This is a genomic window from Diaphorobacter sp. HDW4B, assembly GCF_011305535.1.
Lineage (GTDB): Bacteria > Pseudomonadota > Gammaproteobacteria > Burkholderiales > Burkholderiaceae_C > Diaphorobacter_A.
The window spans coordinates 1,293,843-1,315,247 of sequence record NZ_CP049905.1; the positions used below are offsets into that span (position 1 = coordinate 1,293,843).

Sequence of the window (21,405 nt, forward strand, 5' to 3'; positions counted from 1 at the left end):
ACAATAGAGGTGATTTGACCTGAAGGCGGCTGGCTTCGGATGATGCCGTTAAGTCGTTCTGAATCGCCCCGGGTTTTCTAGACACCTCTGAGCCTCAAATCTAAGGCCCAATAGGAGGTGCTATGAGTAACCAAAGATATCCCCAAGAATTCAAGACCGAAGCAGTCAAGCAGATCACTGAGCGCGGCCATAAGGTGGCCGATGTTTCAGCCCGACTAGGCGTAAGTCAGCACAGCCTTTATCAATGGATCAAGGCTCAAGGAACGCCTGCCCATGATCGGCCGGCACAGGTGTCACAAACCGAGGAGTTGCGACGACTGAAGGCTGAACTCAAGCGAGTCACAGAGGAGCGCGACATCCTAAAAAAGGCCGCAGCGTACTTTGCCAAGCAGTCCGGGTGAAGTACGCATTCATCAAGCGCCATGAAGGTGAGTACAGCATTCGCCGACTGTGCAAGGTCATGGCTGTACACCCTAGCGGCTACTACGCCTGGAAGGCGCAACCGATGAGCCTGCGTGCAAAGGACGATCAACGTCTGTTGGGTCTTCTCAAGCATGCGTGGCTCGAGAGTGGTGGCGTCTATGGCTATCGCAAGCTGACCATGGACATGCGTGATTTGGGCGAGAGCTGCGGCAAGCATCGCGTGGCACGACTGCTCAAAATCGAGGGGCTGCGCTCACAGACGGGCTACAAACGCCGTGCAGGCATGCGTGGCGGCAAACCTGCCATCGTCGCGCCCAATCACTTGCAGCGCCGCTTCGCAGCGGCCGAGCCCAACCAAGCTTGGGTGACTGACATCACATACATCCGCACCCATGAAGGTTGGCTGTATCTGGCGGTGGTGGTTGACCTGTTCTCACGTCAGGTTGTTGGCTGGTCTATGGGCAGCCGCATCGATACTGGCTTGGTGCTCGATGCACTGTTGATGGCCTTGTGGCGTCGCAGGCCTAAGCTGCCTGTCATGGTGCATTCGGATCAGGGTAGTCAGTTTACAGGCCATGACTGGCAGGGCTTTCTGCGAGATCACAATCTGGTCTCCAGCATGAGTCGTCGCGGCAACTGTCACGACAACGCCGTGGCCGAGAGCTTCTTCCAGTTGCTCAAGCGCGAGCGTATTCGCCGCCAGATTTACCCGACGCGCGATGAGGCCAGGGCTGATGTCTTCAACTACATCGAGATGTTTTACAACCCGAAAAGGCGTCATGGCACCGCCGGAGATATCTCTCCGGTAGAGTTCGAAAGACGGCATTCCCAACGGCTCAACAGTGTCTAGGAAATCCGGGGCGATTCATTCCTTCTCAGCCTTCTTCACAGCCTTGAATGCAGGCGCACTTTCCCCATTGCCAATCTCTTGCGCATCTACTGCATAGACGTCTGCCTCAATAGCAGTGAAGTTGACCGTGGCATCAAGATTTGCCAACACAAAATTGGACAACAAGTTTTCTTTTGCCAGCTTGTGCCACTCGTCACCAGCGTCAAAGAAGCCACCGTCCGAGGGAACCTTGATGAAGAACTGAGGCAGTTTGACGGCCTGCACAGACTGCTCGAACATAGGTTTTATCTTGTGTTCGTTCATGTGCGCTTTCAACTCTTCAGGCGAGCTATCGCCTGTGGCATCTTTAGCCTGTTGTTCAAATTGTTTGGCTTGCTCCACGGCTTGGGCCTTGATAGTTTCCACCCCAGCAATCACAGCATTGCCAGTTGTAGCCTCTGTTCCAGCAATCCCAGCACTCTGCTCACCTTCTGCGGCATGAGTAGCTTGCTGGACTGCTTGCGCTTCCCAGTTCGGATTGAGCTTGCTCGTTTCCACTTCAAGAGCGTCGCCAGAATCACCAGACGGTTGCGCTGGTGTCGGGTCGGTTGGCACCGGCAAAGGAAGGCTCTGCTGATCGGCCTGCGGGGCTGGATCGACCGGAATAGACGACAGATCGACTTCCCGATAGTCACGCTTGGAAAAGCCTGCCTTGTTCAGCCCAGCGACGACCTGGTTCAGCGTGCTCTGGAACTGGCTAGAAGACGTGAAGACATAGCTCAGGTTGAGCAATTCCACACTGTGCTTGCGCGTGTAGGGCATGCGCAAAACACGGCCCAAAATCTGGGTGACATCAACAACCGAAGACTTGTTTGCCAGCGTTGCCAACACATAGGCAAACGGGCAGTCCCAACCTTCCTTCAACGCATTGACGGTGATGATGTATCGCACCTCACATGTGCGACTGAGCAGATCAACGCCCTTCAGTTCGTTCACATTGGCCGTTTTGATAGCTATGTGTTCGGGAGAAATGTTGAGATCAACAAGAATCTCACGCACCTTCTCAAAGGTGGTCGTATCGTCTTTGGTCTTCGGTTCAGCCTGGAACAGCACGATAGGCCGAATGTAGCCACCGCCATTAGCTTCTGCTTTCTTGGCGAACTCTTCCAGTTGGCGGCGCATGTTCAGCGCGGCCATGATCACGTCTTCCTGACTGCGCTGATTGGCAACAATCACCGGCAGCTTCACCATGTTCTGCTTCTTGAGCCGAAGGGCATCAACGTAGCTGATGATGTTGCTGTTGTCGCGCGGCGTAGCAGTCAGATCAAAAATGAAGCTAGGGTTGAGGTTGCGAAGCATGTCAACCGACAACGTGCTTTCGGCATTGTGGCTCTCGTCTACAACCACGATAGGCTTCAAACTGCGCATGACGTTGATGAGTGCTGAAGGATCAGTACCTTCCAGTGGCTCAACAACTTCACTATCGTCAGCAATGAAGGACGCAAGATAGCCGTTCTCTTGGAACGCCTTTCGGTTCTCTTTGTTGGTCGCTTTCAACGAGTCAAACGACATCACAACTACTGAAAGCTGCTCCTTTACGGTGTCTGCATTGAAGCCAGCACCTTGCAGAACATCAGCCTTCTCATACACCTGCACACGCCCATTGAACAGATCGTTCAAACGCTGACGATAAGGGTGATCGATGTTGGACAGGTTCTTGACGGTCTGCTCAAGGATGGTCAGCGAAGGCACCAACCAAACTACAAACTTTGGCCGAGTCGGGTTGTACTCAGCGAAGGCCGCAAAAATTCGATCAAGTGCATTGACTGCAATGAAGGTCTTTCCACCAGCAGTGGGAACCTTCACGCAGACATGAGGCACTTCCTTGATGTTGTTCTTGTAGACCTGATTGAGAACACCACGCTCTTGCCAATACTTTGCAAACGAGTTTGGCAGATGCCCCTTGCATTCAAGGAGGGTGTCCAGATACGCACTCAGATCGGTGAGTACATCAGCCTGATAGTCTTTCAGTTCCATTTTTATCTTTCTTCTTAGAAACGAGTGATATCACGCGGAATGCGCTTGAACGTGATCGAGTGCTTGTACAAAAAGTCTTTGTCCAAGGCGCACTTGTCGGCATAGATAGTGAACTGCTCTGGTCGTGCTGAAAGAGACTTCAGGTTCAAGCTACCCAAGAAGTCAAGATCGAGGGTTGTGACCTGATCGCGCTCATAGCGGAAGATCCACAAAGCCGTTTCAGTTGCACCTAGCGCATATGGGCTTACGGGGTTATCTTGAGCAAATCGCTTCTCAACAGGAATGTTCTCAGTGTAGGCAACGTAGTCCCTGATGGCACTTACACCGACTTCTTCATTGAGGTTCTTGTCGTCTTTAAAGAGCGAAAAACCTAAATCGTAGAAGTCAAAACCGCCACCTGTTCCGGGGACAAACTTTGCTCCATCTCCGTAGCCGTCTATTACGCGCCGAACACGCTCTGCCGTAACGGCTTCTGCGTAGTCCATCATTTCGCAGAGGATGAATCTACGGGTTCCGCCATCGGAAGCATTTAGCTTCAGAACTGCTTGTGCTGTGGTTCCACTGCCACCGAAAGAATCAAGAACAATTGCTTCATCGTTATCGCAGAGTTCTAAGCAATCAACAATCAAGTCTACTGGCTTGGGAAACTCAAACTCAGAGGCCAAACCAAGTCGCCCCAACTCGGTAGTACCTTGCTCACTGATGTATTTAGTCTCCGTCCAAATGGACTTAGCTTTGACGGTTTCCTTACGATACTTCTCAAAAACGCGCCATGCACCCTCACGTGTCTGCCGTGCATAAAGAAACTCGGTAGTTTGTGCCTTTGTTTTAAGGGTAAATTTATCCTTACCCCACCGCCAACAGCTCTCGACACCCTCACTGTTAAACGGCTCAATCTTGAAAGAATCAGGATGCTCTTCAAGAGAAACAAGAAAATTGCCACTTTCATCTACTACGCCTGGACGAGCATAGATTGGATAGAAAAGATTCGGACGATTAAAACGCCCAAACTTTGGATTGCGGTTGCGCAACTCCCTGGAAGAGAAAGATCCAAAGGTATCCTTTTCAGGCAAGTTAGTACCCTCTGTGGATAGCTCACCCAACTCCGAAAGGCTGCTCTTTCCAAAACAGAGAAGATATTCGTGCGTCTTCGCAATTTGCTTGTAAGTCTGACCACGCTTGTTAGATTGAACGATGATTTGAGCAAGAAAATTAGACTCGCCAAAAACCTCATTCATCAACAAACGGAAATGAAATATTTCATTGTCATCCAAACTAACAAAGATAACGCCATCATGTGCCAAAAGCCGATGAAGAAGCTTAAGGCGAGGATAAATCATGCAAAGCCATTTATCGTGACGACTTAAATCCTCACCTTCTTTCTTAACAACGTCACCCAACCACTTCTTAATTCTAGGGTCGTTTACAGCATCGTTATATGCCCAACCTTCATTGCCCGTGTTGTAAGGTGGATCAATATATATACAATTAACCTTCCCCTCATATTCGGGAAGCAAGCCCTTCAAAACCTCAAGATTGTCACCCCGGATGATCTTATTGTCTTTTGAATTATCCAAAGACTGATCCGAGCCCGAGAACGAGTACTTCTTATCCAACAAGCGAAATGGCACATCGTGATGATGGTTAACAACCGCGCTTCTTCCCACCCATTGAAGTGTTGGCATGAACTAATCTTTTTCTATGAATGCCGGCAAAACCCAGCACAAAATCTTATCAAAACATCAATGAATCAATCATTGACACATATTCAAATTATACTTGTGAGGCTACATTTATTGCTATAGCAATAAACTCAACAACTAGTTGTTGCCAGCTTCTTCATCCCACTTCTTCAGCAGGGCAAGCTTTTCGCCAATCTTGACCTCTAACCCTCTTGGCACCGGCTGGTACCAATTAGGTTCATCTATGCCTTCTGGAAGATAAGTCTCACCAGCAGCATAGGCGTTCGGTTCGTCATGAGCATATCGGTATTCATGACCGTAACCGAGTTCCTTCATGAGCTTTGTTGGGGCATTTCTCAAGTGAACAGGCACCTCACGGCTCTTGTCCTGCTTCACAAACGCCTTGGCTTGGTTGTAGGCGTTGTACCCAGCATTGCTTTTGGCAGCTACCGCCAGATAGATTACAGCCTGCCCCAAGGCCAACTCCCCTTCAGGGCTTCCCAGACGCTCATAGGTCAAGGCAGCGTCGTTGGCTATCTGCATGGCCCTTGGATCGGCCAAGCCAATGTCTTCCCACGCCATGCGAACAATGCGCCGTGCCAGATACCTCGCGTCTGCACCACCGTCCAACATGCGTGTGAGCCAGTAGAGGGCTGCGTCAGGATGCGATCCACGCACCGACTTGTGCAAGGCAGAAATCTGGTCGTAGAAGTTGTCCCCACCCTTGTCAAAACGACGACTGTTCAAGGTCAAAGCGTTCTGCAAGAAGTCAGCCGTGATCTGCGTGATACCTGAAGCTTTCGCTGCCGTGCTGGTCTGTTCCAGCAGGTTCAAGAACCTTCTCGCGTCGCCGTCTGCATACCCAATGATGGTGTCCGTCGCCAAGTCGTCAAACACCAGATGGCCAAGGGCAATGTCTTGAGCACGCTTCAAGAGCAGCCGCAGTTCTTCGTCTGTGAGCGACTTCAGAACATAGACCTGTGCCCGTGACAACAGCGCCGAGTTGACCTCAAACGAAGGGTTCTCTGTGGTCGCTCCAATGAACGTCACCAAGCCACTTTCAGCATAGGGAAGAAGAGCGTCTTGTTGCGACTTATTGAACCTGTGAATTTCGTCTACGAACAAGATCGTGTGCTTGCCCATAGCTAGGTTCTGCTGCGCCTGTTCCATAGCAGCCCTGATGTCTTTCACACCAGAGAACACAGCAGACAAGGCGATGAACTCGCACTTGAAGGCCGTAGCTGTCAGGCGTGCCAAAGTCGTTTTACCGACACCCGGTGGCCCCCAGAAGATCATGGAGTGCGGCTTGCCCGACTGAAAAGCCAACCTCAAAGGCTTGCCGTCACCCAACAGATGCGACTGCCCAACCACCTCGTCCAAGGTCTTCGGACGAAGCGCTTCAGCCAGTGGCGCTTGCGGCTCTTGTGCAAACAAATCAAGCATGCTTGCCCCCCGCAAAACAATGGGGAAGCCCAAATATTTGCACAAACGACTCTCTAAGTCGTTGTTTTATATAGTAGTTGACAGCTTTGTTGAAGCGGTGCACTTCATCGACGAACACGATGGTGCGCTGCTGCATCAGCCCGTCGCGCGCGGACTGCGCCTGCTCGACAGCTTCGCGGATGTCCTTGACGCCGCCCAGTACCGCGCTGATCGAGATGAACTGCGCATCGAAGGCCTGCGCCATCAGCCGCGCAATGGTGGTCTTGCCGACACCCGGCGACCCCCAGAGGATGCAACTGTGCGGCTGGCCCGACTCGAACGCAAGCCTGAGCGGCATGCCCGGACCGAGCACATGCTGCTGACCGATCACCTCACCCAGAGTGTGCGGGCGAAGGCGTTCGGCGAGTGGCTGGTGGGCAGAGGGATTCGGGTTCACGGGCAAACAGAGCGACGAAGGGAAAACCTGATCGTAACTCGCTTGGCCCGCGCGCAGCTTATTGCTTCACCACATCCGCACCGGCAGGCGGCTTGAACTGGAACGTGGCGGGCGCGACCTGCGTGTTCACCTGCATGTTGGTGAAGGTCAGCACCGAGCGCTGGCCAAAGCTGTCGGTGATGTCGAGCGTGGCCAGCGTGTCGCCAGCGAAGCCGACGCGCACGCTTTTGATCTGGCCATCCTTGACCTTGGGTTCGGCCAGCACCCATTGCAGACCGCCCTGCTCGGGCGCGGAAGACAGCTTGAAATCAGCCTTGAGCGCCGAAAGGTCAGGTGCGCTTGCCAGCAGCGCGGCGGGCGTACTGCCCAGCACTTGCGACTGCGAGCGCTGCGTGACCTGATTCAGGTCCACGTCGTAGAGCCACAGGGTCTTGCCATCGGCAACAATGGTCTGCTCGAACGGGCGCTTGTAGTCAAAACGGAAATTGCCGGGGCGTTGGAACTCGAAGCTGCCGCTGGAGGTTTTCACCTTGGGCGCCTGTCCATCCTTGCCCGGCGAGGTGACGGTCTGCGAGAAATCGGCGCGACCTGTCTTCGCGCCCTTCATGAAGCCTTCCAGGCTCTGCAGGCCGTCGGCGCTGGCCACCTGTGCGCAGGCCGCCAGCAAAAAAGTAGTGAGCAAACGCTTCGTCATCATCATCGATTGAAACTCCTAGGGCACGCTGGGCGTGATGTGCGGTTGGAGTCTTCGGCCCTCGAAGAGGTTCAATCCATCCGTCCGCGCATCATTCACTCGCCGCCGCGTGCGGGCACCAGCACTTCGCGCTGGCCGCTCGATGTGAGCGCGCTGACCAGACCGGCCTTTTCCATGTCTTCGAGCAAGCGCGCCGAGCGGTTGTAACCGATGCGAAGCTTACGCTGAACATAAGAAATACTCGCTTTGCGGTCTTTCAGGACGATCTCGACCGCCTGGTCGTACATGGGGTCCTTCTCGCCGTTGCCATCACCACCTTCGCCGCCGAAGCCGCTGTCCTCGCCATCGGCGGTGCCGCCTTCGAGCACGCCCTCGATGTAGTCCGGATCGCCCTGCTCCTTGAGGTAGCTGACGACGCGGTGCACTTCCTCGTCCGAGACGAATGCACCGTGCACGCGGATCGGCAGGCCCGTGCCGCTGGCCATGTACAGCATGTCGCCCATGCCGAGCAACGCTTCCGCGCCCATCTGGTCGAGGATGGTGCGGCTGTCGATCTTGCTGCTGACCTGGAAGGCGATACGCGTGGGGATATTGGCCTTGATCAGACCCGTGATCACGTCCACGCTCGGGCGCTGGGTGGCCAGAATCAGATGGATGCCAGCGGCACGCGCCTTCTGCGCCAGACGGGCGATCAACTCTTCGATCTTCTTGCCGACCACCATCATCAGGTCGGCCAATTCGTCGATCACCACCACGATGTGCGGCAGACGCTGCAGCGGTTCAGGCTCTTCCGGCGTCAGGCTGAACGGATTCGGAATCGATTCCTCGCGCGCCTTGGCATCGTCGATCTTGGCGTTGTAGCCTGCCAGATTGCGCACGCCCATCTTGCTCATGAGCTTGTAACGGCGCTCCATCTCCGCCACGCACCAGTTCAGGCCGTGCGCCGCCTGGCGCATGTCGGTCACCACCGGGCACAGCAGGTGCGGAATGCCTTCGTAGACCGACATTTCCAGCATCTTCGGGTCGATCATCATCAGGCGCACATCGCGCGCCTCGGCCTTGTACAGCAGCGACAGAATCATCGCGTTGATACCCACCGACTTGCCGGAACCCGTCGTACCAGCCACCAGCACGTGCGGCATCTTGGCCAGATCGGCCACCACCGGGTTGCCGACGATGTCCTTGCCGAGGCCCATGGTCAGCATGCTCTTGGCATCGTGATAGACCTGCGAGCCCAGGATTTCAGAGAGCTTGATCGACTGGCGCTTGGCGTTGGGCAATTCCAGCGCCATGAAGTTCTTGCCGGGAATCGTCTCGATCACGCGGATCGACACCAGCGACAGCGAACGCGCCAAGTCCTTGGCCAGATTCACCACCTGCGAGCCCTTCACGCCCGTGGCGGGTTCGATCTCGTAGCGCGTGATCACCGGGCCTGGCGCAGCAGCCACCACAGCCACATCCACGCCAAAGTCCTTGAGCTTCTTCTCGATCAGGCGGCTGGTCATCTCCAGCGTTTCGGGCGAGACCGTTTCCTGACGCGCCTGTGCCGCATCCAGCAGATCGACCTGCGGCAGCTTGCTGTCGGGCAGCTCGGAGAACAGCGGCTTCTGGCGTTCCTTGACCACGCGCGTGCTCTGCTGCGGCTCGGTGAGCACCGGCTCGATGATCTGCACAGGTTGCGGGTGCAACTCGTCGCTCTCGATGCGCTCTTCCATCACCACCTCGGCGCGCTCGCGTGCAGCACGCTTGCCCGCCGCTTCGTCCTGGGCCTTTTCGCGCTTGGCGCGGCTGCCTTGGACCAGTCCATCAATGCGACCGCCGATGCGTTCAGCCAACTGCCCCCAGGAGAATCCGAACACCATGGCAGCGCCCAGCACCACCAGAATCACGCAGATCAGGCCCGAACCCGCATCGCCCAACCAGCTCAAAGCGGCCTTGCCCATCGAGTAGCCCAGCATGCCGCCGGCCTGACCCGGCAGGAAAGTGTCGTAGCGATACAAGCGAGTCCACTCCAGCGCCGTGCTGGAGAGCAGCAGAATCAGCAGCCCCATCCAGAACATCGAACGGCGCGCCCAAGGCCCGACCGGCGATTTCACCTGTTCACCACCACGCATCCAGTAGGCCAGCGACGAAATCCAAGCCTTCACCGCAGCGGCAATGCACCACCAGACCGAAAAGCCCAGCGCGTAATAGCTGCCATCGGCCAGCCATGCGCCCAGACGGCCCAGCCAGTTGCGCACCTGCAGGCCATCGCCCGCGCCGGACGTGGACCACGCCGTGTCCTGCGCGTTGTAGCTCACGAGTGCCAGAATCCAGAACACAAGGGCCAGCAGCCCCACGAGCAGGCCGATTTCATGGCTGAAGCGCGCAGCCCACGAGCGCGGCGCGGACTTGCCGCCAGCAGATGCATTCAAGGTATTGAGGGAATAGGTCATAAACAAACTGAGGGACTAGCTTACCGCATGGTCAGCACCAGTGCTCGCCCCGATTGGGCGATAGCGACAGCTCAAAGCGCCTGACTTCATTGTTGCGTCACGACACAGGATGGTACTGTTTTTTCATCCAGTTGATCCGACAGAATCAACCGATAGCCCGACAACTTCACATTGTCGCAATTTACCAGCCATATCAAGCAGTTGCGAGCCCTTCTTAAATGTGACCGGATGTGCCAAAAGCTGCTCGCCCGACGGGCCTGAAACTTATTGAAAGCACGTCCAAAATTGATCGTGTCTATTTCCACGATCAAAAACCTTGGCTGACTCTGTCTCTGCGGCGTCCATACAATGGGAACCACGGAGGCTCCCTGCACTCTCAATGACTCGGTCAACGAAAGCAAACCGGCAGCCCTCCATGCCGTCCGACGGGGTGTGAGCCAAAAAACGCAAGCACCCCGCTTCACTTTTCAACGTGCCGCAATCGACCCGGAAAAAGCCCGCGTCGACCGCGGCATGCAACCTGAGTGGCATCCATGTCGACAACAACACACGCAAAAGTCCTGATCCTCGGTTCCGGCCCCGCCGGCTACACGGCTGCCATCTATGCCGCCCGCGCCAACCTCAAGCCCCTGCTCGTTACTGGCATGGCCCAGGGCGGTCAGCTCATGACCACCACCGAAGTGGACAACTGGCCCGCCGACGTCATGGGCGTGGAAGGCCCGGCCCTGATGCAGCGCTTTCTGGAACACGCAGAACGCTTCCAGACCCAGATCGTGTTCGACCACGTCAACAAAGTCGACTTCAGCAAGCGCCCTTTCACCCTCACCGGCGACAGCGGCACCTACACCTGCGACTCGCTGATCATCGCCACCGGCGCATCCGCCAAGTACCTGGGCCTCTCGTCCGAAGAAGCCTTCATGGGCAAGGGCGTGTCCGCCTGCGCCACCTGCGACGGTTTCTTCTACCGTGAACAACCCGTCTGCGTGATCGGCGGCGGCAACACGGCCGTCGAAGAAGCGTTGTACCTGAGCAACATCGCCAGCAAGGTCACTCTGGTCCACCGCCGCGACAAGTTCAAGGCCGAGCCCATCCTCGTGGACAAGCTCATGGACAAGGTCAAGGAAGGCAAGATCGAGCTCAAGACCCACTTCACTCTGGACGAAGTGCTGGGCGACAAGACCGGCGTGACCGGCATCCGCATCAAGAGCACCAACAGCGCCCACACCGAAGACATTCAACTCCAAGGCTGCTTCATTGCCATCGGCCACTCGCCCAACACCGAAATCTTCAAGGGCCATTTGGAAATGGACGAAACCGGCTATCTGATCACTCAAGGTGGGCTGAAGGGCTTTGCGACCCAGACCAGCATTCCTGGGGTGTTCGCTGCTGGCGATGTGCAGGATCACGTTTATCGTCAGGCTATTACCAGTGCTGGGACTGGCTGTATGGCTGCGCTGGATGCTCAGCGCTTCCTTGAGCAGGAAGAGTGATTTTCCCTTTGCTTCTGGTTTGAGGGCGGGTGCCGGGAGTTCGCCCCGGCGGGCGAGTAACTTTTCGCTGGCGCGCGAAAAGTCACCAAAAGCGCGCTTTCAATACCCACGATAGAACTCACTGCGAGCCCCGGAGGGCTCTCCGTTCGGACAACTATCGTGAGTCAGAATTTTCATAAGAGGTGCGTCACGGCACTTCGCGTTGCTCGTGCCCGTCAATCTCGCGACTTCGCGAGATGCCGGTGCACCAGCCGCGTGACGAATTGAACTCTCGTGCTCAAACGTCGGCTTTTTCGTCGCGATACTCGCGCCTCCGCTGCTGCATCGCAGAATCCAGCAGCGCCCTCCCCAGCTTTTGGTCTGACTCACGATAGTTGCCCGAACGGAGCGCCTACGGCGCAAAGTGAGTTCTATCGTGTGACCCCGAATTCAAAGCGCTTTTTGGTGACTTTTTGGCGCAAGCAAAAAGTTACTCGCCCGCCGGGACGAACTCCCGGCACCCGCCCTCAACCACCTAGCAACAACAAAAACGACCAACCAAAGCAAAGAAATCAACAAAAAACGATTTCAAGCTATAATCCTTGGCTTTGCTGAATATTGGCTCGCTGCACGCAGCGTCCATAAAAAGGCAAGACGGGCTACCGCCACCCATTTCCAAACTGGCGAGGTGAGGTTGTCAGCACATCAGGTGCAGACGGCCGATGAAACTTAGATAGGTGTCCTCATGGCACGCGTATGTGAAGTAACGGGCAAGAAGCCCATGGTCGGAAACAACGTTTCCCACGCCAACAACAAGACCAAGCGTCGTTTCCTCCCTAACCTGCAATACCGCCGTTTCTGGGTCGAGACCGAGAACCGTTGGGTGCGCCTGCGCGTTTCCAGCGCTGCTCTGCGCCTGATCGACAAGAACGGTATTGACTCCGTGCTCGCAGACATGCGCGCTCGTGGCCAAGCTTAATTCCCTAACCTACAGGAGAAAAAATCATGGCTTCTAAAGGCGGACGCGAAAAGATCAAGCTGGAATCCACAGCGGGTACCGGTCACTTCTACACCACTACCAAGAACAAGAAGACAATGCCTGAAAAGATGTTGATCTCCAAGTTCGACCCCAAGGCTCGCAAGCACGTCGAGTACAAGGAAATCAAGCTGAAGTAATTCAGTCTGATGGATGGGTAGATCGTAGATCCACAAGAAACCGCCTGCAGCGAAAGCTCTGGCGGTTTTTTGTTGCCTCAAGATTGCGAATGAAGATTCCAAAGCTGATGTCACCTGTTTGCCAACGATGACATAGGACTGCCCCTAGAATGCTTGCAGGTGCCGCGCATTTGATTGATGCCAGCACCCACGTTCTCAGGGCGGGGCGAAATTCCCCACCGGCGGTATCTGGCAGGTCTTGAAAAGACAAGGCGATGTCAGCAGCCCGCGAGCGCTGCCATCTTTGTCATGAAGAAGGCAGGTCAGCAGATCTGGTGAGATGCCAGAGCCGACGGTCACAGTCCGGATGAAAGAGAAACGTGAAGTGATGAACCCCAAAATGCTGCCTTGTCTGTCGTGCGCGCGTGCGTTTCCGTTCGCTCGTTCGCCTGCTTGGCAGCGATTCGCTTCGCGCGCCCTGATTCATTGAAACGCTTTAATTTTCGAGAAGCAAATGAATCAGACTGACATGCAACATCTGTCCACCAACGCAGCCGCTCCGGCTGTGCCTTCCAGCACCCGCATCGCCATCATCAGCGCCAATTGGCACGATGACATCGTGCACCAGGCGCGCGACTCGGCGATTCGCCGCTTGGTCGAACTGGGCGCCAACGCCGCCAACATCCAGACCGTGGAATTGCCCGGCGCGTTCGAGATTCCGCTGATGGCCAAGAAACTTGCCGAATCGGGCCAGTTCGACGCCGTGATCGCTTGCGCGCTGATTGTCAACGGCGGCATCTATCGCCACGAATTCGTGACCACCGCTGTGATCGACGGCCTGATGCGCGTGCAGCTCGATACCGGCGTGCCGGTGTTCTCGGTGGCGCTCACGCCGCTGAACTTCCACGACCATGAAGAGCATCACAGCTACTTCTTCAACCACTTCCTGAAGAAGGGCGAAGAAGCCGCCAACGCCTGCGCGCACACGCTCGCGCAGCACGCACAAGTCGCCAAGCTGCTGACGAGCGCCACGCAAGCCGCCTGAGCGTTCTTCGCCTCAAAAACAAAAAACCTGCGCGCCTTTCGGTTCGCAGGTTTTTTGTTTTGTGAGCAACCCGTTTTTCAGGCGTGCGCGGCGCGCAGTCGCTTGGAAAAATCCTGCAGCGTCTTGATGCCGCTGGCCTCGGCACGCTGGCACCAGGCCTGCAGATCGGCCGTCAGTTGCTCGCGCGACTGCGAGGTGTTGAGCCACAACTGGCGCAGTTCTTCGCGCATGGTGATCATCTTGTCGAGCACCGGATGCGCCGCGCGCGCCTCGACCAGCTTGGGTTGCCAGCGGGCCGGCACCTTCTCGCTGTCGCGATGCAACCAGCGCTTGGCGGCGCGCATGGCGGACACGTCGGCCTTCTTGGCCTTGAGCGTTTCCAGTTCTTCGCGGCAGGCCTTGCGCACGCCGCGGGCGTAGCGCGCCATCACCTCGTAGCGGTTGGCGATCACGGCTTCGAGTGTTTTTTCGTCGGCCACGGGTTTGACTTCGCCAAGCAGCATCTTCGGCGGCAGCTTCTTGACCTTGGCCCAACCGATCTTCTGCATCGCGCTGATGTAGACCCAGCCGATGTCGAACTCGTACTTCTTGACCGAGAACTTGGCCGAGGTGGGATAGGTGTGGTGGTTGTTGTGCAGCTCTTCGCCGCCGATCACGATGCCCCAGGGCACGAGATTGGTCGAAGCATCCACCGCCTCGAAATTCCGGTAGCCCCAGTAGTGGCCCACGCCGTTGACCACGCCCGCAGCCCAGAACGGAATCCACAGCATCTGCACGGCCCAGACAGTCAGGCCGATGCCTCCGAACAGGATCACGTTCAGAATCAACATCAGGCCCACGCCCTGCCATGCAAAGCGCGAATAGACATTGCGCTCCACCCAGTCATCGGGCGTGCCGTGGCCGAATTTCTTGAGCGTCTCTTCGTTCTTGGCTTCCGAGCGATACAGCTCCGCGCCGCGCCACATCACGGTGTTCAGGCCGCGTGTCTGCGGGCTGTGTGGATCGTCTTCGGTCTCGCACTTGGCGTGGTGCTTGCGGTGAATCGCCACCCATTCCTTGGTCTGCATGCCAGTGCCGACCCACAACCAGAAGCGGAAGAAATGCGAGGGAATCGCGCCCAGATCCAGCGAGCGGTGCGCCTGCGAGCGGTGCAGAAAAATCGTCACCCCTGCAATCGTGATGTGCGTGGTGAACAGCGTGTACAGCACGATCTGCCACCAGGCCAGATCCCACACGCCATGGGCCAGCCATTCGACGACGGCGTTCAGCGGGGCCCAATCAGGTAACAACATAGACAAGCAACCTTCGCAACACAGAGGAGAGGCGCCGAAATTCGGCGTGGCAGGAGAATATTAGGAACCTGCCACGAGGCATAGACGCGCATACCCGCACAAGGTTCCGAGGAATGCAGGAAAAGGCCGCAACGTTACATGTGTTCCGTTGCGGCCTTTTCGGTGGAGAAAATCAGAAAAAACGTGGATGCTTACTTGCGCGTCCAGACTGCGGCGAAGAAGCCATCGGTCTGGTGCTGATGCGGCCACATGCGCAGGTAGCGCGAGCCACTGTCACCACCGCTGCACAAGTCAGTCGCCGACGCGACTTTGAGTTGTGTGAGCAACTCGCCCGCGTCTTCCACGGCAAAACTGTCATGCGCAGCGGAGAACGCTTCGGCAATCGCCTCGTTTTCCTGCGGCAGCACGCTGCAGGTGGCGTAGATCAGGCGACCGCCCGGCTTCACCAGACGCGCGGCGCTGGCCAGAATGGCCGTCTGCTTTTGCGCCAGTTCGGCCAGAGATTCGGGCGACTGACGCCATTTCAGATCGGGATTGCGGCGCAGCGTGCCGAGGCCCGAACAAGGTGCATCGACCAGCACACGGTCGATCTTGCCCGCCAGGCGCTTGATGCGTTCATCGCGCTCATGCGCAATCGCTGCGGGATGCACATTGGACAGCCCCGAGCGCGCCAGACGCGGCTTGAGCGCTTCCAGGCGGTGCGCCGACACGTCGAATGCGTACAGGCGACCCGTGCTGCGCATCGAAGCGCCAATCGCCAGCGTCTTGCCGCCAGCGCCAGCGCAAAAATCAACCACCATCTCGCCGCGCTTGGCGTCGAGCAGCAGGGCCAGCAGTTGCGAGCCTTCGTCCTGCACCTCGATCGCACCGCGTGTGAACGCATCAAGCTTGGTGAGCGGCGGCTTGCCGTCGATGCGCAGACCGAGCGGCGAGTACGGCGTGGCCACAGCCTTGATGCCGACCTTGGCCAGTTCCTTCTGAACCACGTCGCGCTTGTCCTTGAGTGCGTTCACACGCAAGTCGAGCGGCGCGGGCTGGGCCATGCTGTCGGCCAGCGCCCAGAAACCCGCATCGTCGAGCTGTGCCTTGAGCGGCTCGACCAGCCAGTCGGGCAGATTGTGGCGATGGTGGGCCATCAGCTCTTCGAGCTGGACGCTGTCGCAGGCATCCAGCCACTTGATTTCGTGATCGGACAGCGCCGCCTTCACGAAGTCGCGCGGACCGTAGAAGCCCAGAATCGCCAGTCGGCGCTCGCGCGGACCGCTGCCCGAACGGGCGAGCTGCTCGAACAGCAGTTTCTTGCGCAGGACGGCGTAGGTGGTTTCGGCCAGAGTGGCGCGCTCGCGCGGGCCGAGATTGCGGTGATCGCGGAAAAAACGGGAGACCACGGCGTCTGCCGGGTGCTCGAATGTAAGAACCTGCCTGACCAACTCAGAGCAGGCATCCAGAAGGGCTTTGGGGTGCATCCCCCGATTGTCCCATCTTGCGCAAATCCCTTGGGAACGCTCATCCGGCAACCCTGTTTTCGCCCCTCTTTTCAGAGCGGTTTGCAGAGCGATTGGTCGAACGGTGTACCGAGATCACTCCCGCACGAAGATCGGCTGCCCGGCCACGCGCGCCAAATGCTCCTTGCTCGCCGCCTCGTCGGACGGCATCACCCACAGCATGCCGGGCAATTCGATGCGCTGCTCCAGCTCCGCACAGAGTTGGCGCTTGGCGGCCTCGTCCGCGCGCGCAATCCCCACGAGCAGCACATAGGCGCGGCGGTCGGGCATCGCGTGGATCTTCTTGCGCACCAGCCACGCCTGACGCAACGGCAGAATGCGCGCGAGCTCTGCCAGCACCTCGATCCGCTCGAACGGCGTCAGGTCATGTGGCTGAACGGACTCCAGCACCGGGCTGCGCGCGATTTCCTGCATCAATTCGGCCTCGGAGTTCTCCGCTTCGCGGCGACGGTCGCGCCAGAGCTTGAGGTCCTGCTCGGGAAACTCGCGCTCCTCGCGCGGCGATTCCAGTTCCTGCACGGCCATCCGGGCCGCCCACAGCCGATAGGCAGGATGGTGATTCCACAGACGCTCCAGATACTGCAGACCCCGCTCCGGGTCGGCCTCGGCCATGTGCAGCGCCTTGCCGATCAGCGCCTGCGGATGCACCGGATCACGATCCAGCGCCTTGCGGTACAGCTCGGTGGACATGTTGGAGGCGGGATTCAGCCGCTTGATCAACTGCGCTGTCTCCACCATCTCGGCGACGCTGGCGTTGGCGGCGTTGGATTGCAGCTCCAGCACCCGCGCGCGGGCACGCTGCAGTCGCGCGTGGTGGCGCTTCCAGGCATCCGCGTTGTCCTTGCACCATTCGCGATCGAACTGGTCGATCCAACGCGCCGCGCTTGGTCCCAGCAAGCTCAGCGAGCCGCGCTCGGACCAGACTTCCGGCAGGCCCGGGCGCTTTTCGCCCAGCGCTTTCAAGCGATCCTTGAGCACCGGGTGCGTGTCGTCGAGATTCGAGAGTTTCTTGAGCGCGCGGCGCAGCGTGTCCCTGGCGAAGTCTGGCGCGGGAGGCTGCACCAGCAAGCGTTGCATGGCCTGAAACGGCCCCTTGGGCAGCGGCTCGCGCACGGCCTGCGCCCAGTGCAGCTCCCAAAACCGCGTGTCCAGCCAGGTGCTTTTGATTTCCGTTTCCGCCAAGGAGGCAATCGCCTCTTCACGCCCCAGCATCTTGGCGGCGATGCGGTCGGCCTCGTACTCGTCCTGGCGCGCCATGGCGAAGGTGCGCGCCACAAAACGCGGCGAATACCAACGCAGAAAGGCCTGCGTGGCCACGGCGAACGGACTAGCGGAATCTTCCATGCTGTCGTAGAGGCGGCTCCAGCTCAGACGTGTGCGGTACACCCAGGCGCCAAACTTTCCATGGTCGCCGCGCAAATGTCCGTACTCGTGTGCGAGCACCATCAGCATGCGCTTCTTGTCGAGCGCCATCAAAATCGGCAGGCCGACCACCAGTTGATTGACCGATCCGCCAAACACGCCAAAGCGCGGTACCTGCCGCACGCCCGCGTTGAATTCGTCGTCGAGATAGACCTCGTGGATCGGCGGCCCCTTGATGCGCTTCTGTATGCGCGCAAGCGACTTGAACAGCTCGGGCGCATCTTCTTCGGTCACGCGCACGCCGATGGGCGGCTCGGTCGGCACACGCAGCGCCTTCAGCCCCACCCACAGCAGACCACAGGCGGCAAAGGCCAGCGAAATCCACACAAAGCCGAAACGGTCGCTGATCAGATGGTGCACACTGAAGGCCAACAAGCCCAGCGCCACGACCACGCAGCCGATCACCCAGAGATAGCCCAGAGCGGCAAACCGGATCACGCTGCGTCGGTACGCACGGCTGTCCTGCGCACAGTCCTGCTCGCTGGTGCGCGCCAGATGAACAAAATCGGCGTAATCCATTCCCTCGGGCCTTCCGTTGTTAATCCTTACTTTCGTCAATAGTAACCATGTCCGCAGAAAAACTCCCAGATTTGATCGTGACCGAGCCTGGCCTGTACCGCCACTACAAGGGAAATCTCTACGAAGTTCTGGACACCGTGCGCCACAGCGAAACGCTGGAGCCGATGACCTTGTATCGCGCGCTCTACGGCGAGCACGGACTGTGGGTGCGGCCTGCCGCCATGTTTGGCGAGACCGTTGTCATCGATGGAATCACGCAGCCACGCTTTGCCAAGGTGGCTGCCGACTAAAGAAAGCTGACCGAAGAGATCAGCCGCGCATCAGGTTGACGATGGCGCGCGGGTAGATCACATGCTCCTGCGTGAGCACGCGCGCGGCCAGCGTGTCGGCCGTGTCTTCAGGCAGCACGGGCACCACGGCCTGCTCCAGAATCGGGCCCACGTCGAGTTCGGCCGTCACGCGGTGCACGGTGCAGCCTGCGAACTTGCAGCCTTCGTCGATCGCGCGCTGGTGCGTGTGCAGACCGGGGAAGGCGGGCAGCAGCGAGGGATGGATGTTGACCATGCGCCCCTCGAAATGCTGCACGAAGCCAGGCGTGAGAATGCGCATGAAACCCGCCAGCACCACGAGCGCCGGGTTGTACTGGTCGATGATCTTGGCCAGCTCCGCATCGAACGCCTCGCGCGTTTCGAACTGCTTGTGATCGAGCACCTCGGTGGCAATGCCGTTGTCCTTGGCGAATACCAGACCGCCGGCGCTGGCTTTGTTGCTCACGACCACGGCCACGCGGGCACCATAGCGGCCAGCCCAGTCCTGTTGCTGGGATGCACGCACAATGGCTGCCATGTTGGAGCCACCGCCCGAGATGAGGATCACGATGTTTTTCATGGGCGGCGATTGTCGCACCGAAGCCATGGGGCGTCGGGGCAATCAGGTTTTATGAACTGAACCGAGTACCCACGTACCAAAGAGACGGACACCTATGCCTTTCGATCCCCACACCACCCCGCTGACCGTTGAGGAAGCCCGCGTTCTGGCCACGCTGGTCGAAAAGTCGCGCACCGTGCCCGACAGCTACCCGCTGACGCTCAACTCGCTGGCCTCGGGCTGCAACCAGAAGACCAGTCGCGATCCGGTGATGCAGCTCTCCGACGGGCAGATCCAGGAAGCGCTGGACAATCTGCGCCGCCGCTCGCTGGTCACCGAAATCGGCGGCGCGCGCACCTCGCGCTGGGAACACAACTTTCCGCGCGGTGTGGGCGTGCCCGACCAATCTGCCGCCCTGCTCTGCCTGCTGATGCTGCGCGGCCCGCAGACGGCTGGCGAACTGCGCATCAACTCCGAGCGCTGGCACCGCTTTGCCGACATTTCCTCGGTCGAGGCCTTCCTCGACGAACTGCAATCGCGCAGCGAGGAAAAAGGCGGCCCGCTGGTCGTGCTGCTGCCGCGCGCACCGGGCTCGCGCGAGCCACGCTGGGCGCATCTGCTGTGCGGGCCGGTCGACGTGGCGGCGCTGTCGGTGGCTGCAGCGAGCGGTTCTTCCGCATCGGCGCAGCCCGTAGACAACGCCATGGCCGAGCGCATCACCGCGCTGGAGGCGGAAGTGGCAAGCCTGCGCTCGGCACTGTCGCAAATCTGCGAACAATTGGGCATCGAGATCGCCCCTGTCACTCCAACCGCCCATACCGACGCCGAATCGGACAGCGCTGCAAATTGAATCGAAACTGTCCCGACGAGGACAACCGCGAAAAGCACACGCGTGCTACAACACGGGTTGATTGATGAGCACGGGGAAGCCCTCCCTGCAGGTTTCAAAAGGATCCAAAGGAGACACACAATGGATTTGGCCTTCACGCCCGAAGAGTTGGCGTTCCGCGACGAGATTCGCGAATGGGTACGCACCCATCTGCCCAAAGAGATTTCCGACAAGGTCCACAGCGCCCAGCGCCTCACGCGCGACGATATGCAGGGCTGGGCCAAGATTCTGGGCAAGAAAGGCTGGCTGGGCTACGGCTGGCCCGAGCAGTTCGGCGGCCCCGGCTGGAACGCGATTCAAAAACACCTGTTCGAAGAAGAATGCGCCATGGCCGGTGCGCCGCGCATCGTGCCATTTGGCCCGGTGATGGTTGCGCCGGTGATCATGGCGTTCGGCTCGCCCGAACAACACAAGCGCTTTCTGCCCGGCATCGCCAGCGGCGAAGTCTGGTGGAGCCAGGGCTACAGCGAACCGGGCTCCGGCTCCGATCTCGCCAGCGTCAAGACCCGCGCCGAGCTGGTGGGCGACAAATACATCGTCAACGGCCAGAAGACCTGGACCACCCTCGGCCAATACGGCGACTGGATGTTCAACCTCGTGCGCACCAGCACCGAAGGCAAGCCGCAAGCGGGCATCAGCTTTTTGCTGCTGGACATGAAATCGCCCGGCGTGACGGTGCGCCCCATCAAGCTGCTCGACGGCGAATGCGAAGTCAATGAGGTGTTCTTCGACAACGTCGAAGTGCCCGCCGACCAGCTCATCGGCGAAGAGAACAAGGGCTGGACCTACGCCAAATACCTGCTCGCGCACGAGCGCACCAACATCGCCGATGTGAACCGTGCCAAGCGCGAACTGGAACGCGTCAAGCGCCTTGCCAAGCAGAACGGCGTGTGGGATGACACGCGTTTCCGCGACCAGATCGCGCTGCTCGAAGTCGATGTCGTCGCGCTCGAAATGATGGTGCTGCGCGTGCTGTCCGCAGAAAAGGCGGGCAAGAAATCGCTCGACGTGGCGGGCCTGCTCAAGATCCGCGGCAGCGAGATTCAGCAGCGCTACACCGAACTCATGATGCTGGCCGCCGGCCCCTTCAGCCTGCCCTTCATCGAAGAAGCCATGGACGCTGGCTGGCAAGGCAACTTCCCCGGCGGCAACGTGCTCAACGCGCCACTGGCCGCGAACTACTTCAACATGCGCAAGACTACGATCTACGGCGGATCGAACGAGGTCCAGCGCAACATCGTCGCCCAGACGGTTCTCGGTTGA

The 21,405-nt window shown here is 58.4% G+C and carries 18 protein-coding genes and 1 riboswitch; of the genes, 8 read left to right on the forward strand and 10 right to left on the reverse strand.

The annotated features are described in order from the left end of the window. Nucleotides 1-122: 122 nt before the first annotated feature. Nucleotides 123-1,273 (forward strand): IS3 family transposase gene (locus G7048_RS06195; RefSeq protein ID WP_166066293.1). Its coding sequence is split into 2 segments (ribosomal slippage): nucleotides 123-369 and nucleotides 369-1,273, totalling 1,152 coding nucleotides; the frame shifts between segments, so codons are not numbered across the junction. A gap of 15 nt (nucleotides 1,274-1,288) precedes the next feature. Here the strand turns inward: G7048_RS06195 and G7048_RS06200 are convergent. The 6 genes from G7048_RS06200 to G7048_RS06225 form a co-directional block, all read right to left on the reverse strand. Beyond that, nucleotides 1,289-3,289, reverse strand: a complete 2,001-nt coding sequence (locus G7048_RS06200) for a DEAD/DEAH box helicase (protein WP_205750342.1) — start codon at nucleotides 3,287-3,289, stop codon at nucleotides 1,289-1,291. 14 nt (nucleotides 3,290-3,303) lie between these two features. Then, nucleotides 3,304-4,974, reverse strand: coding sequence for a site-specific DNA-methyltransferase (locus G7048_RS06205; protein ID WP_166067299.1), 1,671 nt, complete (start codon nucleotides 4,972-4,974; stop codon nucleotides 3,304-3,306). A gap of 135 nt (nucleotides 4,975-5,109) precedes the next feature. Further along, a complete protein-coding gene (locus G7048_RS06210; RefSeq protein ID WP_166067300.1) occupies nucleotides 5,110-6,414 on the reverse strand; it encodes a replication-associated recombination protein A in 1,305 nt (434 codons plus the stop codon). Then, on the reverse strand, nucleotides 6,407-6,850 hold the full coding sequence (locus G7048_RS06215) for an AAA family ATPase (RefSeq protein WP_166067301.1): 444 nt from the start codon (nucleotides 6,848-6,850) through the stop codon (nucleotides 6,407-6,409). Before G7048_RS06215 ends, G7048_RS06210 begins: the two co-directional genes overlap by 8 nt. 58 nt (nucleotides 6,851-6,908) lie before the next feature. After that, entirely contained in the window at nucleotides 6,909-7,544 is a 636-nt protein-coding gene (gene lolA, locus G7048_RS06220) for an outer membrane lipoprotein chaperone LolA (RefSeq protein ID WP_240933292.1), read from the reverse strand. Nucleotides 7,545-7,639: 95 nt separating this feature from the next. Next, nucleotides 7,640-9,979 carry a DNA translocase FtsK gene (locus G7048_RS06225; protein WP_166067302.1) on the reverse strand — a complete coding sequence of 780 codons (2,340 nt, stop codon included), beginning with the start codon at nucleotides 9,977-9,979 and terminating at the stop codon, nucleotides 7,640-7,642. A gap of 533 nt (nucleotides 9,980-10,512) precedes the next feature. On the opposite strand from G7048_RS06225, the gene trxB reads away from it, so the two are divergent. From trxB to G7048_RS06245, 4 genes are all read left to right on the forward strand, one after another. Then, nucleotides 10,513-11,469, forward strand: coding sequence for a thioredoxin-disulfide reductase (trxB, locus tag G7048_RS06230; protein WP_166067303.1), 957 nt, complete (start codon nucleotides 10,513-10,515; stop codon nucleotides 11,467-11,469). Between the two features lie 724 nt (nucleotides 11,470-12,193). Beyond that, nucleotides 12,194-12,427, forward strand: a complete 234-nt coding sequence (gene rpmB, locus G7048_RS06235; RefSeq protein WP_066539714.1) for a 50S ribosomal protein L28 — start codon at nucleotides 12,194-12,196, stop codon at nucleotides 12,425-12,427. 26 nt (nucleotides 12,428-12,453) lie between these two features. Further along, entirely contained in the window at nucleotides 12,454-12,624 is a 171-nt protein-coding gene (rpmG, locus tag G7048_RS06240) for a 50S ribosomal protein L33 (protein ID WP_166067304.1), read from the forward strand. A gap of 187 nt (nucleotides 12,625-12,811) precedes the next feature. Further along, nucleotides 12,812-12,987: riboswitch (FMN riboswitch) on the forward strand. A gap of 130 nt (nucleotides 12,988-13,117) precedes the next feature. After that, nucleotides 13,118-13,648, forward strand: a complete 531-nt coding sequence (locus G7048_RS06245; protein ID WP_166067305.1) for a 6,7-dimethyl-8-ribityllumazine synthase — start codon at nucleotides 13,118-13,120, stop codon at nucleotides 13,646-13,648. 77 nt (nucleotides 13,649-13,725) lie between these two features. On the opposite strand, the gene G7048_RS06250 is transcribed toward G7048_RS06245, so the two are convergent. The 3 genes from G7048_RS06250 to G7048_RS06260 form a co-directional block, all read right to left on the reverse strand. Beyond that, nucleotides 13,726-14,940, reverse strand: a complete 1,215-nt coding sequence (locus G7048_RS06250) for a fatty acid desaturase (protein ID WP_166067306.1) — start codon at nucleotides 14,938-14,940, stop codon at nucleotides 13,726-13,728. A 191-nt stretch (nucleotides 14,941-15,131) separates the two neighbouring features. Beyond that, nucleotides 15,132-16,406: an RsmB/NOP family class I SAM-dependent RNA methyltransferase gene (locus tag G7048_RS06255; RefSeq protein WP_166067307.1), complete on the reverse strand. Its 1,275-nt coding sequence runs from the start codon at nucleotides 16,404-16,406 to the stop codon at nucleotides 15,132-15,134. A gap of 114 nt (nucleotides 16,407-16,520) precedes the next feature. Next, nucleotides 16,521-18,386: a M48 family metallopeptidase gene (locus tag G7048_RS06260; protein ID WP_166067308.1), complete on the reverse strand. Its 1,866-nt coding sequence runs from the start codon at nucleotides 18,384-18,386 to the stop codon at nucleotides 16,521-16,523. A gap of 47 nt (nucleotides 18,387-18,433) precedes the next feature. Here G7048_RS06260 and G7048_RS06265 point away from each other — a divergent pair, with 47 nt between their 5' ends. Beyond that, nucleotides 18,434-18,676, forward strand: coding sequence for a DUF1653 domain-containing protein (locus tag G7048_RS06265; protein ID WP_166067309.1), 243 nt, complete (start codon nucleotides 18,434-18,436; stop codon nucleotides 18,674-18,676). Nucleotides 18,677-18,695: 19 nt separating this feature from the next. On the opposite strand, the gene purN is transcribed toward G7048_RS06265, so the two are convergent. Beyond that, nucleotides 18,696-19,274 (reverse strand): phosphoribosylglycinamide formyltransferase, encoded by a 579-nt coding sequence (purN, locus tag G7048_RS06270; RefSeq protein WP_166067310.1) that lies wholly within the window; start codon nucleotides 19,272-19,274, stop codon nucleotides 18,696-18,698. A gap of 94 nt (nucleotides 19,275-19,368) precedes the next feature. Here purN and G7048_RS06275 point away from each other — a divergent pair, with 94 nt between their 5' ends. Then, nucleotides 19,369-20,103 carry a YceH family protein gene (locus G7048_RS06275; RefSeq protein WP_166067311.1) on the forward strand — a complete coding sequence of 245 codons (735 nt, stop codon included), beginning with the start codon at nucleotides 19,369-19,371 and terminating at the stop codon, nucleotides 20,101-20,103. A 120-nt stretch (nucleotides 20,104-20,223) separates the two neighbouring features. Continuing rightward, complete coding sequence (locus G7048_RS06280) at nucleotides 20,224-21,405, forward strand: acyl-CoA dehydrogenase family protein (protein WP_166067312.1); 1,182 nt, start codon at nucleotides 20,224-20,226, stop codon at nucleotides 21,403-21,405.

Coding starts and splice junctions, on each gene's coding strand:
- G7048_RS06205 (WP_166067299.1), bottom strand. CDS start 4,974: ATGCCAACACTTCAATGGGTGGGAAGAAGCGCGGTTGTTAACCATCAT.
- G7048_RS06210 (WP_166067300.1), bottom strand. CDS start 6,414: ATGCTTGATTTGTTTGCACAAGAGCCGCAAGCGCCACTGGCTGAAGCG.
- rpmB (WP_066539714.1), top strand. CDS start 12,194: ATGGCACGCGTATGTGAAGTAACGGGCAAGAAGCCCATGGTCGGAAAC.
- G7048_RS06250 (WP_166067306.1), bottom strand. CDS start 14,940: ATGTTGTTACCTGATTGGGCCCCGCTGAACGCCGTCGTCGAATGGCTG.
- G7048_RS06265 (WP_166067309.1), top strand. CDS start 18,434: ATGTCCGCAGAAAAACTCCCAGATTTGATCGTGACCGAGCCTGGCCTG.
- G7048_RS06245 (WP_166067305.1), top strand. CDS start 13,118: ATGAATCAGACTGACATGCAACATCTGTCCACCAACGCAGCCGCTCCG.
- lolA (WP_240933292.1), bottom strand. CDS start 7,544: ATGACGAAGCGTTTGCTCACTACTTTTTTGCTGGCGGCCTGCGCACAG.
- G7048_RS06255 (WP_166067307.1), bottom strand. CDS start 16,406: ATGCACCCCAAAGCCCTTCTGGATGCCTGCTCTGAGTTGGTCAGGCAG.
- purN (WP_166067310.1), bottom strand. CDS start 19,274: ATGAAAAACATCGTGATCCTCATCTCGGGCGGTGGCTCCAACATGGCA.
- G7048_RS06280 (WP_166067312.1), top strand. CDS start 20,224: ATGGATTTGGCCTTCACGCCCGAAGAGTTGGCGTTCCGCGACGAGATT.
- trxB (WP_166067303.1), top strand. CDS start 10,513: ATGTCGACAACAACACACGCAAAAGTCCTGATCCTCGGTTCCGGCCCC.
- G7048_RS06225 (WP_166067302.1), bottom strand. CDS start 9,979: ATGACCTATTCCCTCAATACCTTGAATGCATCTGCTGGCGGCAAGTCC.
- rpmG (WP_166067304.1), top strand. CDS start 12,454: ATGGCTTCTAAAGGCGGACGCGAAAAGATCAAGCTGGAATCCACAGCG.
- G7048_RS06275 (WP_166067311.1), top strand. CDS start 19,369: ATGCCTTTCGATCCCCACACCACCCCGCTGACCGTTGAGGAAGCCCGC.
- G7048_RS06200 (WP_205750342.1), bottom strand. CDS start 3,289: ATGGAACTGAAAGACTATCAGGCTGATGTACTCACCGATCTGAGTGCG.
- G7048_RS06260 (WP_166067308.1), bottom strand. CDS start 18,386: ATGGATTACGCCGATTTTGTTCATCTGGCGCGCACCAGCGAGCAGGAC.